Raw genomic sequence first — 14,543 nt, forward strand, 5'->3', positions numbered from 1 at the left:
GCTGACGTGAGTGCGGCTCATACTAGACCTCTGCTGCTACCGCCGCTAGGGCATGTTGACAGTATCGAATGCACTCGGTTGCAGGCTTGCGAAAAACTTCTGCACATTGCTCAAAGCAGTTCACCGATGCAGACGTTCGCGCTGGCATAATCCACCGCAATTCAGGACGGAGAGTGCCCATGTCGCGCTACTTTTTTTTATCCCTCTGCATGATCTTTTCGGCGGTCCAGGCCGACGAAAAAAACACCGCGAACGATGCTCATGATCTGGCCTACAGTCTCGGCGCCAGCCTCGGTGAACGACTGCGTCAAGAAGTGCCGCAGCTACAGATCCAGGCATTGATCGAAGGTCTGCAACAGGCCTATCAAGGCAAGCCGCTGGCCCTGAGCGAGGCACGCATCGAACAGATCCTGGCCGATCACGAATCGCAGACGGCCGAGCATGCAGCCATGCCGTCAACTGAAGCTGCGATGGAAAACGAGCGACGTTTTCTCACCGCCGAAAAAGCCAAACCGGGAGTGAAAGAGTTGGCCGACGGCATCCTGCTGACCGAGCTGGCGCCGGGGAATGGCACCAAGGCCGGCCCGGATGGAAAAGTACAGGTGCTGTATGTCGGTCGATTGCCGGACGGTACCGTGTTCGATCAGAACACTCAGCCGCAGTGGTTCAATCTCGACAGCGTGATCGCCGGATGGCGCACCGCGCTGCAGAACATGCCGGTGGGGGCGAAGTGGCGATTGGTGATTCCATCGGATCAGGCTTACGGCGCCGACGGTGCCGGCGACTTGATCGCGCCGTTCACACCGCTGGTGTTCGAAGTCGAATTGCGCGGCGCGACCAGTTGATCGCCCAATAAAAAACGGTGCGCTGTTGGCGCACCGTTTTTGTGTCTTGCAGGGTCGGTTCAAGCCTGAACCGAATCCTCTTCCTTATGAGCGGTGTGCAGCACTTCGATCAGGCAGTCTTCCAGTTCGAAGCGCTCGTGGAGCAGCCCACCCAGCTCCTTGAATTTTTCGGCAACGCATTTGCCTTCATCGCAAAGGTCATTGAAGGCCAGCAGTTTTTCCGTAATGACATCGATGCGCGGATAAATCGTCTCGGCCAGTTCCAGGCCGCGCTTGTCGTTGAAGGCCTTGGCCTCCCCCGTCAGCTGTTCGTAGATTTCGAAATGCCCGGCCGACACGTAATCGACCAGTACGCCGCAGAATTCCTGCAAGGGCTTTCGATCCACGGAGAGTGACTGAGGCTCTGCGCCCAGCTTGTCGTAAGCAGCGATCAGCTCCTCACGCTCCTGGAGCCAGCGGTCGATCAGCAGATGAACTCCACCCCAACGTTCCTGAGCATTCTGACAACTTTCGAGCATGGCGATCTCTCTTCCCTTGTGGGTCATGCTGCCCTACTCCCGCGCCCCTTCTTGTGGGTATTGCTTTGAGAGGCGGCCAGGCAGAGCGTCATCGAGCAACACAAATCCAATGACACGTGCGGGCCAGATTATGCCCGCACGCCTATGGCTTCAAGGTACGCAGGAGAGAAAGTTCATACAAGTGTTTAATCCCTGACCAGCGCCCGGTGCGACGGTTCGCCGCTGAGCGGTCGTTGCAGAGCGCTCCAGGCCAGCCGCAGCAACTGGTAAACCGCCAGGATCGACAGCGCGACGAAGAACAGCAGGCTCCACTCCGGAATGCTCAGGTCAAACAATGTCCAGGACAATTGCGCGCAATCCTCGCTATCGTTGAACATCCGCGCCAGGGCGCAGAGCCAGGGCAGAGAACTGAAAAGCTCTTCCGGGTTGGGTGCGCATTGCGCCAGATGATGCATCGAATCACTCTGCAGCAGCACCTGCCGCCAGGCCGCCATCGTTCCACCCAGAGCGGCTGACAACGCGCCAGACCAGTAGAGCGACAGACCGAAACGACCGGGCCCATGCACAGCCGCCACGCCACAGCAGGCGGTAAGAATACTCAGGAAAAGCCGTTGCACCAGGCACAGGCTGCAAGGCACCAGGCCGACCGCGTACTCGAGGTAATAGGAAGCTCCCAGCGCCAGTGTTCCCGCCGTGAAAGCCATAAAAAACAGGGAGCGTGAGCAGGTCAACGACATGGGTCATCCGTAACAATAAAGACAGGCAGTTACGGTAGAGGAAAGGGGCGCGGCCTTTCAAGGCGGGCCGCTGACGACACTTCACCAGAAGTGTAGGGAAATCCCGACAGGCTTGAGAGGAAAGGAAGTAGGCCTCTGTAGGACTTTGCCTCAGAAGCGAATTAGCGGTAACTATTCAGTCGAGAATATGAGCGAGGGAGCGCACTCCCTCGTCCATTCAGGCGTGAGCCTGTACCGGCAAAGGCGCCGCCAGCAGACGCTCATCCAACAACCCCAGACCTTCCTGGAACAGCTGGTTGCTGCGTTCGGTATCGCCGAGTCGGGCCAGCAATCGAGCCAGTTCCGCACAGGCTTCCGGGTTGCGCTGCGTGCGCAGGCTGCTTTCCAGGTAGTCCCTCGCCTTGCCCCACAGACTGGCTTGCAGGCACAGTCGACCGAGCGTCAGCAGCAGGCTCGGGTCGGCGGGATGATCCTTGAGCCAGCCCTCGGCCGCTTGCAATTGACGCGTCGGATCACTGCCGCGCACCAAACCATAGAGGCGCGCCAGGTGACTGTCGTACTTGCGCTTGAGGGCGTTGCGCAGCACCTCTTCCGCTTCGACCTGAGCGCCGAGCTGGCGCAGTTGCTCAGCGTACGCCAGGACCAGCGGAGGCTCCTGACGCTGCGACGAGGTCAGTTGCTGCCAGGCACGATTGAGCGACTGCAGCCCCACCGCGCCATCCTCCTCGCGATGCGCGGCCAGCGACAGGTTCTCACCCCAGGCACGACGCTCCAGCTCGGCCAGTTCGGCAGGCGGCAGGACCTTGTCCTTGCGCAGCTCGGGCAGCATGCGGATCACCGCCGACCAGTCACCACGCTGTTGATGCAGGCGCTGCAACTGACGCAGGGTCTGAACGTTATGCGGATGACGCTCGCGCATCGCCTGCAAGGTCACCAGCGCACCTTCGGTATCGCCACGGTCGTTTTGCAGTTGCGCATGACTCAAGGCAATCGCCAGCTCTGCCTGAGGCTGGCGCTCGAGGGCGCGCTCCAGTAGACGATCGCTCTCCTCGTAATTGCCTTGCTCATTGGCGGCACGGGCAGCGCCGAGGTAATACAGCAACGGTTGGCGCTCGGCCTCGGCGGCCCGGTAAAGATGGCGCTGGGCACTGGCCCAGCGACCTTCGGCCAGATCCAGTTGACCGTGCTCGATCGCCACTTGTACGCGACGACTGCGGTTGCGGCGCGACCAGGGATTGACTACGCCCCCCGAAGTCAGCACCAGCTCGACCAGCGCCTTGATGCCCCAGATCAACAGCCACAACACCGCCACCAGCGCCAGCGTTGCCCACAGGCTCGACTCATAGCGGAAGCTTTTGTAGGCCACCAGCACGTAACCGGAATGCTCGGCGATCGCCAGACCGAGGGCTGCCGTCGCAGCAATCACCAGAAACACGATGACATACAGGCGCTTCATGGCGTGGCCTCCTGCGCGGTACTGGCTGCAGGTTTGACGAAGGGTTTCACCGAATCTTCAGCGTTGACGTTACGTCGCTCAAGATAGGCCTGCACGGCGCTGAGGGTGCCCGCCAGATCCGGGGTGACGACCGTGACCGGTTGCTTGCTCAGCTCCGCCACTTGCTCGAGCATGATTTTGCTCTGCGGATTGTCCGGGTTGAAATTGCCCTTGAGCACATCCCGCGCCTCAGCCAATGCCTGGGTGTACACCGGCGCCTGGCCGTTGAGGGCGGCCCATTGCGCCTGCTCGAGCGAAAGGCTCAAGGCCAGACGCACCTGGCTCAGGCTCTGACCGGCGAGCAGTGGCCGGACTTTTTTGTCCGCGTTGAAATCGATACGGATGTAACGCGAGATCTGATCCCACCACTGCGACCAACGACTGGCACCGTCACCATCGGCGGTCAGGCCGAGCAGGGAATCACCGCGATCCTTGTATTCAGGTGCCAGCTCGGTGAGCTCGATGACCTGATCGCGCAACGCACCCAGTCTCAGAAACAGACCGGTACGATCAGGCTGCGCGGTGCTGCGCAGCGCCACCAGGGTTTTCGCCACTTGCTCGCGCGCGGCAAACGAACCCGGGTCGTTCTGCTCGCGCAGGATTTCATCGGCGCCCTGCACCAGCGCCTGAGCGCTGCTGATGTCCTGCAAGGCAGAAAGACGCAGACTGGCCAGACGCAACAAGTGCTCGGCCTCGGCCAGGCGCCAGTCCTTGCGGCTGGCACCGAGAACCGTTTCCAGACGTTGATTGAGGCGCTGCTGATCGCCCTGGAGTTGCGTCACCAGACGCTGGCGATCGGCGAGTTCGTCGGCACCCGGCAACTGCCCGAGGCGCTCGGTCAGACGCTGATCGTTGAGTTTCAGGGTCTGGGCCTGGTCACTCAACGCCTGTACCTGACTCAATTGCTCCTGAGTGTTGGCTTGCAGGTGTCGCACCTGCCAGACACCCCAGCCACCCACCGCGATACCGGCGGCGCCGAGCAACAGCGCGACAATGGCCAATCCGTTGCCTCGGCGCGATTCAGCGGCCGGTGGCGGTGCTTCAACCGGTGCATCGATCACAGGTCGAACGTCATCTTTAGGCAAGGCTGTTTCGCTCACGTATCCATCCTTTGCATTAGAGAACGGGCACGGGATGCTCCCGTAACGCCGTCAGCAAGGCCGCGGCACTGGCGCCGCGACAATCCACAACTGTTCGGGCCCCGACGGCATGTGCCTGCTCGGCGACCCTTGGGCTTGGAACAAACAACGGCATCTGCGCAAGCACCGGCCAAGTGTCGCCGGCCAATTGGCGCAGGTGCTCAAAACCCTGTCCACTGCTGACCACCAGCCCGTTCAGGCGTTCCGCCTCAATCCGTCGGGGCAGTTCCCGCGGCGGATAGTCCGGCAGGTCACGGCGGTACAGTTCCAGATACTCGACACTAGCACCAAGCGCGCGCAGGCGCTCGGCCAGCAGCTCGCGACCGCCCTCTCCGCGCAGGATCAATACCTGCGCGCCGGGCTGTGCGACGGCGTCGAGCAGACGCGGCAATTGCAGCAAGGCTTCGCTGTCATCACCCTCGTCCGGGCAATGCGCATCCAGGCCCCGATCCCGAAGAATCTGCGCCGTCGCCGCGCCAACGCTGAACCAGGGCATGGCCGGCTGAGGCGCCCCATCAGCATCCATCAATTGCACAGCGAGGCGCGCCGCCGGTTTGCTGACCACGATCACCGCGCGGTAACGCGACAGCTGCGCAAACGTCTGGCGCATTGTGTCAGAGACCGGCAGCGGCGCGATTTCCAAAAGCGGCAGGCAACTGCTGAAAATCCCCTGCCCGGCCAGCACCTCGGCCAGCGCCTCGCAATCGTCGGCGGGGCGCGTCAGCAGCAGGCGCCAGGCCGTCACTCGTGACCTGCCTCGCCGTAGACAGCCTTGAGAATGTCGTCGGCACCCTGACTGAGCAAATCTTCAGCGACCTGCACGCCCAGCGTTTCAGCGGCAGCGCGCGGTGCGCGGGCTTCAGCGCTGAGCAGCTTGCCGCCGCTCGGCTCACCGACCAGACCACGCAGCCACAATTGCTCGCCTTCAAGCACGGCGTAGCAGGCGATCGGCACCTGGCAGCCGCCATTCAAGTGTTTGTTGAGGGCACGTTCGGCGCTCACACGGTCAGCTGTATCGGCGTGATGCAAAGGCGCGAGCAAGGCATGGATTTCGGTATCGGCACTGCGGCATTCGATACCGACGGCGCCTTGGCCACCGGCCGGCAGGCTGTCATCGACGCTGATCGCCGAGGTGATGCGATCTTCGAAACCGAGACGAATCAGGCCGGCCGCCGCGAGAATGATCGCGTCGTACTCGCCGGCATCGAGCTTGGCCAGACGGGTATTGACGTTACCGCGCAGGAAACGGATTTCCAGGTCGGGACGGCGGGTCAGCAACTGCGCCTGGCGACGCAGGCTGGAGGTGCCCACGATGCTGCCGGCAGGCAATGCATCGAGGCTGGAATAGTTATTGGAGACAAAGGCGTCGCGCGGGTCTTCGCGCTCGCAGATGCAGAACAGACCGAGGCCTTCGGGGAAGTCCATCGGTACGTCTTTCATCGAATGGACGGCGATGTCGGCTTCGTTTTCCAGCAGCGCGGTTTCCAGTTCCTTGACGAACAGACCCTTGCCGCCGATTTTCGACAGGGGGGAATCGAGCAGCTTGTCGCCACGACTGACCATGGGCACCAGCGTCACCAGCAGTCCCGGGTGGGCTGCTTCCAGACGGGCTTTGACGTATTCGGCCTGCCAGAGGGCCAGTGCACTTTTGCGGGTGGCGATGCGGATTTCGCGAGAGGACATGGATCAATCCGTACTGAATAGATACGGCGGATAATAACAGCTCAGCCAAATCCACTTTGACTTGAATCAGAAACGGCGTGGCCTCCCTGGCCGGCAATGCCTGGTGAAAAGAGTTGAGAGCCGCCCGACGCCTGCGGACTAAAGCCCTTGCATCATCTTGCGTACGCCCGCCACATGCCGGCGACTGACGATCAGCGCGTCACCGTTCAGACCCTTGAGGAATAACTGGAAGTGGCCCAGCGGCGTACGTTGCAGTCGCTCGATACGGTCGCGAGCCACCAGCGCGTTGCGATGGATCCGCACGAAGCGCTCGCCGAATTCGTCTTCCAGGGCCTTGAGTGGCTCGTCCAGCAGGACTTCACCGGTTTCATGGCGCAAGGTTACGTATTTGTGGTCGGCAATGAAGTACACCACCTGATCCAGCGGGATCAGCTCGATGCCTTTGCGGGTCCGGGCGCTGATGTGGCTACGCGGGCCGGTGCCGCTTTCGGCGGCGGGACGAGTCAGGGCCGAAAGCTGAGCCCGATTCGGACGTTCAGCCCTTTTCAGGGCTTCCTGCAGATGTTCGGTTCGCACGGGTTTCACCACATGGCCCACGGCACTGGCCTGCAGGGCCTCCAAGGCAAATTCATCGATACCGGAGCAAAACACCACGGCGGGCGGGGTTTCGCGTTCGCACAGGCGGGCAGCCACTTGCAGGCCATCGAGGCCTGGCATGCGGATATCGAGCAGCACGATATCCGGCTTGTGGCTGTCGATCAGTGCCAACGCCTCTTCGCCATTGGTGGCGCTGGGCTCCAGGACTGTGTAGCCCTCGAGCTCGCTCACCATTCGGGCGAGGCGCTCGCGGGCCAGTGGTTCGTCATCAACGATCAGGACATTCATATTGCGCTGGATTCCTGCGTGAGTCTCGCACAAGGATAGCGTAGACAAGTGGAGTGACGTCCGTCACCGCGATCCACGCTAAGACTAGCGCGAGCGCCAAAAAGTGCCGTACGTCGGCCGGCAATATTTGCCGACACCCGGGACGCACCGCCCAAAGCTCGCTGCTGTCTGCGTTTTACGCAGGGTATGCCGATGGTCAATACACCCACCCCTCTCTTCTTATAGTCGGCGGCCAGACCTTTGCGCGATCCACAGTCGCGCCGACCCTTAGTCCTACTGTAGACGCTCGCCGGGCCGATATTGCTCAATCGGAAAATATCCTTGAGCAAATCCCCCGGAACCGGCGGCGACTATGAACCCCGACATGAGAAAAAAACGTATCGACCAGTGTCAGCGACAGGATTGGCAACCCTGTTATTATCCGCGCCAGCGTTTCACGCCTTCTTTCTTCAAGCCGATACGAGCGAATTCATGAGCACTGACAAGACCAATCAGTCCTGGGGCGGCCGCTTCAGTGAACCCGTCGACGCCTTCGTCGCCCGCTTCACCGCCTCCGTCACTTTCGACCAGCGCCTGTATCGCCACGACATCATGGGCTCGATCGCCCACGCCACCATGCTGGCCAAGGTCGGCGTGCTGACGGATGCCGAGCGCGACAGCATCATCGATGGCCTGAAGACCATCCAGGGTGAAATCGAGGCCGGGCAGTTCGACTGGCGTGTCGACCTCGAAGACGTGCACATGAACATCGAGGCACGCCTGACCGACCGCATCGGCGTCACCGGCAAAAAGCTGCACACCGGCCGCAGCCGCAACGACCAGGTCGCCACCGACATCCGCCTGTGGCTGCGCGACGAGATCGACCTGATCCTGGCCGAGATCACCCGCCTGCAAAAAGGTCTGCTGGAGCAAGCCGAGCGCGAAGCCGGCAGCATCATGCCGGGCTTCACTCACCTGCAGACCGCCCAGCCCGTGACCTTCGGGCACCACATGCTGGCCTGGTTTGAAATGCTCAGCCGCGACTACGAGCGTCTGGTCGACTGCCGCAAGCGCACCAACCGCATGCCGCTGGGCAGCGCCGCGCTGGCCGGCACCACCTACCCGATCGACCGCGAATACACCGCGCAGTTGCTGGGCTTTGACGCCGTCGGCGGCAACTCGCTGGACAACGTGTCCGATCGCGACTTCGCCATCGAATTCTGCTCGGCCGCGAGCATCGCGATGATGCACCTGTCGCGCTTCTCCGAGGAGTTGGTGCTGTGGACCAGCGCGCAGTTCCAGTTCATCGATCTGCCGGACCGCTTCTGCACCGGCAGCTCGATCATGCCGCAAAAGAAAAACCCCGACGTGCCAGAGCTGGTACGTGGCAAGACCGGTCGAGTGTTCGGTGCCTTGATGGGCCTGCTGACCCTGATGAAAGGCCAGCCGCTGGCCTACAACAAGGACAATCAGGAAGACAAGGAGCCGCTGTTCGACGCCGCCGACACCCTGCGCGACTCGCTGCGTGCCTTTGCCGACATGATCCCGGCGATCAAACCGAAGCACGCGATCATGCGTGAAGCGGCGTTGCGCGGTTTCTCCACCGCCACCGATCTGGCCGACTATCTGGTTCGCCGTGGCCTGCCGTTCCGTGACTGCCACGAGATCGTCGGCCACGCCGTGAAATACGGCGTCGACACCGGCAAGGATCTGGCGGAAATGAGCCTGGAAGAACTGCGTCAGTTCAGCGACCAGATCGAGCAGGACGTGTTTGCCGTGCTGACCCTGGAAGGCTCGGTGAATGCCCGTAACCACATCGGCGGCACTGCGCCGGCGCAGGTCAAGGCTGCCGTGGTTCGCGGTCAGGCGCTGATCGCCAGCCGCTAAAAGCATCGCGGGCAAGTCGAACTATCGACTTGCCCGCGAACTTGCTTCAGAACAAAACTTCTACTTTTTGGCCGCGATCATCGCCAAAAACGTCGGCATCGCCGCTTCCTTGTCGGCTGCGATCTTCTGCACATGCGGATTCTGCTCAAGTCGCTCCAGCAGCGCCTTGGCCTTCGGCATGTCCGCCAGCAAATCCAGACCGAACAGCTTGTGCCCCACCGCAGCCGCCAGCGGCACGCTGTAGAGGAAGTACAAATCCGCAATACTCAGGCTGTCGCCCGCCACATACGGGGCGAACTTGCCGTGACGGCCCAGCGCCGCGAACCCCAGCAGCAATTCAGCCTTGGTTTTCTCCTTGATCGCCTCCGGCAGTGCCGCGCCGAAAAACGCTTCTCCGTAACAGGCACGGGCCGGCAACTCGATGTACAGCTCGATTTCCTTGGCCACCGCCAGCACTTGAGCGCGCGCAAACGGATCGCTCGGCAGCAGCGAGACACCCGTCCGGGTGCTTTCGAGGTATTCGAGCATCACCATCGTTTCGTTGATGTAGCCACCTTCGGCGCCCAGCACCGGCACCTTGCCGCGCGGGCTGATGGCCAGAGACTCAGGCGTAGGCGTCGGGTAGAACGTGACTTCCTCGAACGGCAGGCCTTTTTCCAGCAGCGCCAGTTTGACCATGTTGTAGTAGTTGCTGACTGAGAATCCGTAGAGCTTGAACATCACATAGCCTCCAGGCCGTGCGGGGTGGGCAGTGCCTGTTTATAGATCGCTCCGGGGAATCCTGCCAGCAGCATCACGCCGCTGAATGCGGGTAAACTGGCGCCTTTCCTTGAGGAGCCTGCCATGAGCGAGCCGACAGACATCGATAACGACGAAGAAGAGTTCACCGAGAGCACTTTGATCGAAGCCATCGAAAACCAGATTGAAAGCGACAACCCGCCAGCGGCCAAGGCGACTTTCAACAAGCTGACGCTGGTCGGTTATGAGCGCGAAGACATCCTGAATCTGATGGCCCACGTGCTGGCTTACGAGATCGACGCCATGCTCGATGACGACCGCGCGTTTAATACCGAATGGTACGAAGCGGCCCTTCGTGCACTGCCCGAGTTGCCACCGGAAAAGGCTTAACCGGGCAACCCGATGTGGGAGCAGCTCTGCTCCCACACAATTTGTCACCCATCTCTGCGGCCTTCTCCCGGCCCCTGACTACACTGGAATCCACCCCCGAGACAAAAACCCCGACGCACACTGGACAGGTCGCGCCGGCAGGTTCACCTTAGGGGCGCTGTCGTCCAATTCCTAGAAAGTCTGGAGTCCTTATGTCGCTTACCCCTGAGTTGGTTGCCGAACTGGAAGTCCTCGCACTCTTCAACCTGGACAGTTCCCAGGAAGGCCTGAAAATTCATCAGACCGCTGCCCCGAAGCACATCGCTGCTGCCCAACGCCTCTTTGAAAAAGAACTGACAGACCAGCCTGATGGCGGTTACCTGACCAGCCTCGGTCGCGATGCCGCACAAAACGTGCAAACCGTACTGACGATTCTGAAAGAGCAACAAACCGCCTGATCCTCCCGACTTCGCCCACGGAAACCTCTGCCACGGGATTTCCGCGGGCCAGCCCGGCTGCAAGCCATCGCCGCGCGGTGGAAATCTGACGTCAAAAAACAAATTCAGCTTAATGCTCGCACTGCACAGGCGCTAAACTCCCCCGCATTCCGTGACCTTCTGCCTCCGAGCCCTGCGAGCCGGTTTGAGTCGACATGACCCGCACCCATGAAATCCGCCCCGACCTGGACGAGGGAATCGACCGCAAGGTACTCAGCCAGCTGCGCGCACGCTTTCTCAAACTCAACGAAGGCCGCCTGAGCCGGGCGCTGGAAGGCCTGTCGACGCGCCAGCAAAGTGTGCTGACCTTGCTGCCGTTGTTTTTCCACGTCAATCATCCGCTGTTGCCCGGCTATGTTTCGGGCAGCACGCCGGCCGGACTGTCGAATTACGAGCCGGACACCGACGCCCTCACCGAAGCCCAGCGCCTGACGCGTTCGTTTTCCTACAAGCCGCGCCACGGCAGCAATCCGCCACGGCCGATTCATGGCCTGTTCCTGATGGGCAGCCTCGGCACCCTGGCCCAGGCCGACCAGAGCGACATGGACGTGTGGGTGTGCCACGCCCCCGACCTGAGCGACAGCGAACTCGCCGAGCTGCGTAAAAAGTGCCAGTTGCTCGAAGTCTGGGCCGCGAGCCAGGGCGCAGAGGCGCATTTCTTCCTGATCGACCCGGCACGCTTCGTCAAAGGCGAGCGCGATACCCAGCTCAGTTCCGAGGATTGCGGCACCACCCAGCATTACCTGCTGCTGGACGAGTTCTACCGCACCGCGATCTGGCTGGCGGGGCGTACGCCGATCTGGTGGCTGGTGCCGGTCTACGAAGAACGGGCCTACGATCAGTACACCCACACGCTGCTGTCCAAACGCTTTATCCGCAACGATGAAACCCTCGACCTGGGGCCGCTGGCGCACATTCCACCGGGCGAATTCGTGGGCGCCGGACTGTGGCAGCTGTTCAAGGGCATCGAATCGCCTTACAAGTCGGTGCTCAAGCTGCTGCTGATCGAGGTCTACGCCAGCGAGCACCCGCAAGTGCAGTGCCTGAGCCTGCGCTTCAAGCAGGCGGTATTCGCCAACCGGCTGGACCTCGACGAGCTGGATCCGTACATGGTGGTTTACCGCCGGATCGAGGAATACCTCACCGCACGCAACGAACCGGAACGGCTTGAACTGGTGCGTCGCGCGCTGTACCTCAAGGTCAACCGCAAGCTTACCGGCAACAGTCGCACCCAGAGCTGGCAGCGTTCGTTGCTGGAAAGGCTGGCCAGCGAATGGCACTGGGACCAGCGTCAGCTTGCGCTGCTCGACAGTCGCAGTCAGTGGAAAGTCCGTCAGGTCAGCGCCGAGCGCCGGGCCCTGGTCAACGAGCTGAACTACAGCTATCGCTTTCTCACCCAGTTCGCCCGCACCGAGCAGACTGTCAGCCTGATCAACAAACGTGATCTCAACGTTCTCGGCCGACGCCTGTACGCCGCGTTCGAACGCAAGGCCGACAAGGTCGAGTTCATCAACCCCGGCATCGCCCCGGATCTGGCCGAAGACACCCTGACCCTGGTGCAGTCGCCGAACAAAAAGGAACCGGGTCAAACCCAGTGGGGCCTGTACAACGGCAGCCTGACGGCGCTGGAGTGGGAACACTTCGCACCGATCAAGCGCAGCCGCCAGTTGCTGGAACTGCTGACCTGGTGTCACCGCAACGGCGTGATCGACAGCAGCACCCGACTGGCCCTGCATCCCGGCACCAGCGACCTGAGCGAGTTCGAGCTGTTCAACCTGCTCGGCAGCCTGCAACAGAGCATCGCCCTGCCCTTGCCCACCGTCGCCGAAGAACCGCTGCTGCACGCCAGCGTGCCGAGCGAAGTGCTGATACTGGTGAATGTCGGGGTCGACCCGCTCAAGCATCACCGCGACCTGAACATCCTGATGACCACCGAGCGCACGGACTCCCTGAGCTATGCCGGCGTGCGCGAAAACCTGGTGCTGACCCTCGATCAGGTCACGCTCAACAGCTGGAACGAAGTCCTGGTCAACCGCTTCGACGGGCCGCATGCGCTGCTCGACTGCCTGCGCGACTACCTCAACAACCTGCCGCGCGGGCCGCAACAGCCATCGCTGCGGGTGCGTTGCTTCTGCCACAACCGCGCGCAGTTCATCGCCCGCCGGGTGGAAGAGATCGTCGACACTGCTCAGAACCTGCTGCTCAGCGACCTGAATCACCGCTACCTGATTCAGGTGCAACAGCACTATCACGTACTGGAACTGGTGCCGGGCCAGGTCAGCCATGTCGCTCTCGCCACCCTGCCGGCGCTGCTCGACTACCTGGGCGAGGAGCAACCGCGCTACAGCCCACTGCACCTGGATCCGATGGCGCTGGAAGACCACGACCTCGCGCTGATCCTGCCGATGGGTCAGCCCGAATGCATTCAGGTGTTCTACCGGATCACCGAACAAACGGCCGATTTGTACGTGCTCGACGAATTCAATGCGCTGTGGCAACAACACTTGCCCTATCACGACGAGCAAAGCCTGCTGGTGCCGTTGCAACGGTTCCTGCAATCGATCCAGTTCCGTCGCGAAGCACTGCTGCCGATGGACTCGAACCACGCCGCCAGCCTTGAAATCTTGTATTACCAGTTATTGCCTTCAGGGCCGGGACGCGCGCGACGCGTCGAAATGCGCCCGGCACCGCAGACACCGGTCAACAAGCCGTTCTACGACGTGCAGGCGATCATTGGCAAAGCCGCACCGGGCGAAGTGCAGGTCACGTTGTATTGCAATCAGCGGGAATTCAGCGAGCTGGAACATGGCGACCAGCTGTTCAGCGTGGTCGCCCGGGAGATCGTCGGGCAGCGTCGGGAAACCGAGCGCTACCGCTGCTACATCACCGACCTCGATCTCTCGGGTGTGATCGGTGACGGGCAGAGTTCGAGCAATCTGTATCTGCGCTACAAGGCCGACCTGGAACGCTCTCTGAACGAGGCGCTCGAGCAGGTCTGAGGCGGGGTTACTCCGGGAAGTCGCCGCCGTTGGCCGGCTGCGATTCGACTTCCAGCAACGTCAGTTTCAGGGTCTTGCCGCCCGGTGCCGGCCAGTCGATGTGCTGGCCAACCTTCAGGCCCAGCAGCGCACTGCCGACCGGGGCGAGGATCGAGATTTTGCCTTCATCGGCGTTGGCGTGCTTCGGATAAACCAGAGTCAGGTGATAGTCCTTGCCACTGCCCTCTTCACGACAGTGCACACGGGAATTCATCGTCACGACATCGGCGGGCACTTCATCGTGGCCGACCAGTGTATCGGCGCGGTCCAGTTCGGTTTGCAGCGCGATCACGCCCGGCAGCGTGTCATCCAGGCTGTCGATCAGGCGCTCCAGACGTTGCACGTCCAGACGGGTAAGGGTGATGGAAGGTGCGGTCATGATCCGGGCAGACTCCTTTCTTCTGCACACAAAAAAAGCAAAACCCCGCCAAAAAAGACGGGGTTTTCACCAGGCCTCGATGGGTTGAGGCGTTTCCGGACACTATCACAGCTCAAAAAATATACAAGCTACGCTCCGGCGAGCTGCCGGCGTTGCATCGCCTGCGCACAGATTACCCGGCGGCGCTCGTCATCGGCCGAACGCCACTCGCGGATATCTTCGACATGCCGCATGCAACCGAGACAGACCTTCTGCTCATCCAGCCGACACACGCCGGTGCACGGCGAAGGCACGGCCGGGCTGACGTTGCTGTAGAGCGGCTTCGGCGGACGAGCGGGAGCGGTGTCAGTCACG

Annotated in this window: 15 protein-coding genes; 5 read left to right on the forward strand and 10 right to left on the reverse strand. The window is 61.6% G+C overall.

Annotated elements, in window-relative coordinates; all coding sequences use genetic code 11:
- Positions 1–179 precede the first annotated feature (179 nt).
- The gene (locus AC07VV_RS09965) at positions 180–845 is read left to right on the forward strand and encodes an FKBP-type peptidyl-prolyl cis-trans isomerase (RefSeq protein ID WP_096817361.1); all 666 of its coding nucleotides are present in this window, start codon (positions 180–182) and stop codon (positions 843–845) included.
- A 59-nt stretch (positions 846–904) separates the two neighbouring features.
- On the opposite strand, the gene rsd is transcribed toward AC07VV_RS09965, so the two are convergent.
- The 7 genes from rsd to AC07VV_RS10000 all read right to left on the reverse strand — a co-directional run bounded on the left by rsd (position 905) and on the right by AC07VV_RS10000 (position 7,302).
- A complete protein-coding gene (gene rsd, locus AC07VV_RS09970) occupies positions 905–1,363 on the reverse strand; it encodes a sigma D regulator (protein WP_085731442.1) in 459 nt (152 codons plus the stop codon).
- 185 nt (positions 1,364–1,548) lie between these two features.
- Positions 1,549–2,100: a disulfide bond formation protein B gene (locus tag AC07VV_RS09975; protein ID WP_495036123.1), complete on the reverse strand. Its 552-nt coding sequence runs from the start codon at positions 2,098–2,100 to the stop codon at positions 1,549–1,551.
- Positions 2,101–2,317: 217 nt separating this feature from the next.
- Entirely contained in the window at positions 2,318–3,556 is a 1,239-nt protein-coding gene (locus AC07VV_RS09980) for a heme biosynthesis protein HemY (protein ID WP_495036124.1), read from the reverse strand.
- Positions 3,553–4,695 carry a uroporphyrinogen-III C-methyltransferase gene (locus AC07VV_RS09985; protein WP_495036125.1) on the reverse strand — a complete coding sequence of 381 codons (1,143 nt, stop codon included), beginning with the start codon at positions 4,693–4,695 and terminating at the stop codon, positions 3,553–3,555. Before AC07VV_RS09985 ends, AC07VV_RS09980 begins: the two co-directional genes overlap by 4 nt.
- A gap of 16 nt (positions 4,696–4,711) precedes the next feature.
- On the reverse strand, positions 4,712–5,479 hold the full coding sequence (locus tag AC07VV_RS09990; protein ID WP_495036126.1) for a uroporphyrinogen-III synthase: 768 nt from the start codon (positions 5,477–5,479) through the stop codon (positions 4,712–4,714).
- The gene (hemC, locus tag AC07VV_RS09995; protein ID WP_495036127.1) at positions 5,476–6,417 is read right to left on the reverse strand and encodes a hydroxymethylbilane synthase; all 942 of its coding nucleotides are present in this window, start codon (positions 6,415–6,417) and stop codon (positions 5,476–5,478) included. Before hemC ends, AC07VV_RS09990 begins: the two co-directional genes overlap by 4 nt.
- Positions 6,418–6,555: 138 nt before the next feature.
- Entirely contained in the window at positions 6,556–7,302 is a 747-nt protein-coding gene (locus tag AC07VV_RS10000; RefSeq protein ID WP_096817349.1) for a LytR/AlgR family response regulator transcription factor, read from the reverse strand.
- Between the two features lie 471 nt (positions 7,303–7,773).
- Between AC07VV_RS10000 and argH the strand changes: the two genes are divergently transcribed.
- The gene (gene argH, locus AC07VV_RS10005) at positions 7,774–9,168 is read left to right on the forward strand and encodes an argininosuccinate lyase (protein ID WP_249483039.1); all 1,395 of its coding nucleotides are present in this window, start codon (positions 7,774–7,776) and stop codon (positions 9,166–9,168) included.
- A 60-nt stretch (positions 9,169–9,228) separates the two neighbouring features.
- Here argH and AC07VV_RS10010 read toward each other — a convergent pair whose 3' ends face one another.
- On the reverse strand, positions 9,229–9,888 hold the full coding sequence (locus AC07VV_RS10010) for a glutathione S-transferase family protein (protein WP_495036128.1): 660 nt from the start codon (positions 9,886–9,888) through the stop codon (positions 9,229–9,231).
- Positions 9,889–10,011: 123 nt separating this feature from the next.
- On the opposite strand from AC07VV_RS10010, the gene AC07VV_RS10015 reads away from it, so the two are divergent.
- The 3 genes from AC07VV_RS10015 (at position 10,012) to AC07VV_RS10025 (ending at position 13,771) form a co-directional block, all read left to right on the forward strand.
- The gene (locus AC07VV_RS10015; RefSeq protein ID WP_102620727.1) at positions 10,012–10,296 is read left to right on the forward strand and encodes a hypothetical protein; all 285 of its coding nucleotides are present in this window, start codon (positions 10,012–10,014) and stop codon (positions 10,294–10,296) included.
- A 191-nt stretch (positions 10,297–10,487) separates the two neighbouring features.
- Positions 10,488–10,733: a TIGR02647 family protein gene (locus tag AC07VV_RS10020; protein WP_007951883.1), complete on the forward strand. Its 246-nt coding sequence runs from the start codon at positions 10,488–10,490 to the stop codon at positions 10,731–10,733.
- Between the two features lie 194 nt (positions 10,734–10,927).
- Positions 10,928–13,771 (forward strand): class I adenylate cyclase, encoded by a 2,844-nt coding sequence (locus AC07VV_RS10025; RefSeq protein WP_495036129.1) that lies wholly within the window; start codon positions 10,928–10,930, stop codon positions 13,769–13,771.
- A gap of 7 nt (positions 13,772–13,778) precedes the next feature.
- On the opposite strand, the gene rnk is transcribed toward AC07VV_RS10025, so the two are convergent.
- Together rnk and AC07VV_RS10035 are read right to left on the reverse strand one after the other, a co-directional pair.
- Positions 13,779–14,189 carry a nucleoside diphosphate kinase regulator gene (gene rnk, locus AC07VV_RS10030; RefSeq protein WP_065258140.1) on the reverse strand — a complete coding sequence of 137 codons (411 nt, stop codon included), beginning with the start codon at positions 14,187–14,189 and terminating at the stop codon, positions 13,779–13,781.
- A gap of 128 nt (positions 14,190–14,317) precedes the next feature.
- Positions 14,318–14,542: a DUF1289 domain-containing protein gene (locus AC07VV_RS10035; RefSeq protein ID WP_096817341.1), complete on the reverse strand. Its 225-nt coding sequence runs from the start codon at positions 14,540–14,542 to the stop codon at positions 14,318–14,320.
- Position 14,543: the final 1 nt, after the last annotated feature.

The organism is Pseudomonas sp. GW821-FHT02C04, from assembly GCF_059421845.1.

Bases quoted from the DNA above. Each gene is read 5' to 3' on its own strand.
- argH (WP_249483039.1), top strand. From the start codon at position 7,774: ATGAGCACTGACAAGACCAATCAGTCCTGGGGCGGCCGCTTCAGTGAA.
- AC07VV_RS09975 (WP_495036123.1), bottom strand. From the start codon at position 2,100: ATGTCGTTGACCTGCTCACGCTCCCTGTTTTTTATGGCTTTCACGGCG.
- AC07VV_RS10020 (WP_007951883.1), top strand. From the start codon at position 10,488: ATGTCGCTTACCCCTGAGTTGGTTGCCGAACTGGAAGTCCTCGCACTC.
- hemC (WP_495036127.1), bottom strand. From the start codon at position 6,417: ATGTCCTCTCGCGAAATCCGCATCGCCACCCGCAAAAGTGCACTGGCC.
- AC07VV_RS10015 (WP_102620727.1), top strand. From the start codon at position 10,012: ATGAGCGAGCCGACAGACATCGATAACGACGAAGAAGAGTTCACCGAG.
- rsd (WP_085731442.1), bottom strand. From the start codon at position 1,363: ATGCTCGAAAGTTGTCAGAATGCTCAGGAACGTTGGGGTGGAGTTCAT.
- AC07VV_RS10000 (WP_096817349.1), bottom strand. From the start codon at position 7,302: ATGAATGTCCTGATCGTTGATGACGAACCACTGGCCCGCGAGCGCCTC.
- AC07VV_RS10010 (WP_495036128.1), bottom strand. From the start codon at position 9,888: ATGTTCAAGCTCTACGGATTCTCAGTCAGCAACTACTACAACATGGTC.
- AC07VV_RS10025 (WP_495036129.1), top strand. From the start codon at position 10,928: ATGACCCGCACCCATGAAATCCGCCCCGACCTGGACGAGGGAATCGAC.
- rnk (WP_065258140.1), bottom strand. From the start codon at position 14,189: ATGACCGCACCTTCCATCACCCTTACCCGTCTGGACGTGCAACGTCTG.
- AC07VV_RS09980 (WP_495036124.1), bottom strand. From the start codon at position 3,556: ATGAAGCGCCTGTATGTCATCGTGTTTCTGGTGATTGCTGCGACGGCA.
- AC07VV_RS09965 (WP_096817361.1), top strand. From the start codon at position 180: ATGTCGCGCTACTTTTTTTTATCCCTCTGCATGATCTTTTCGGCGGTC.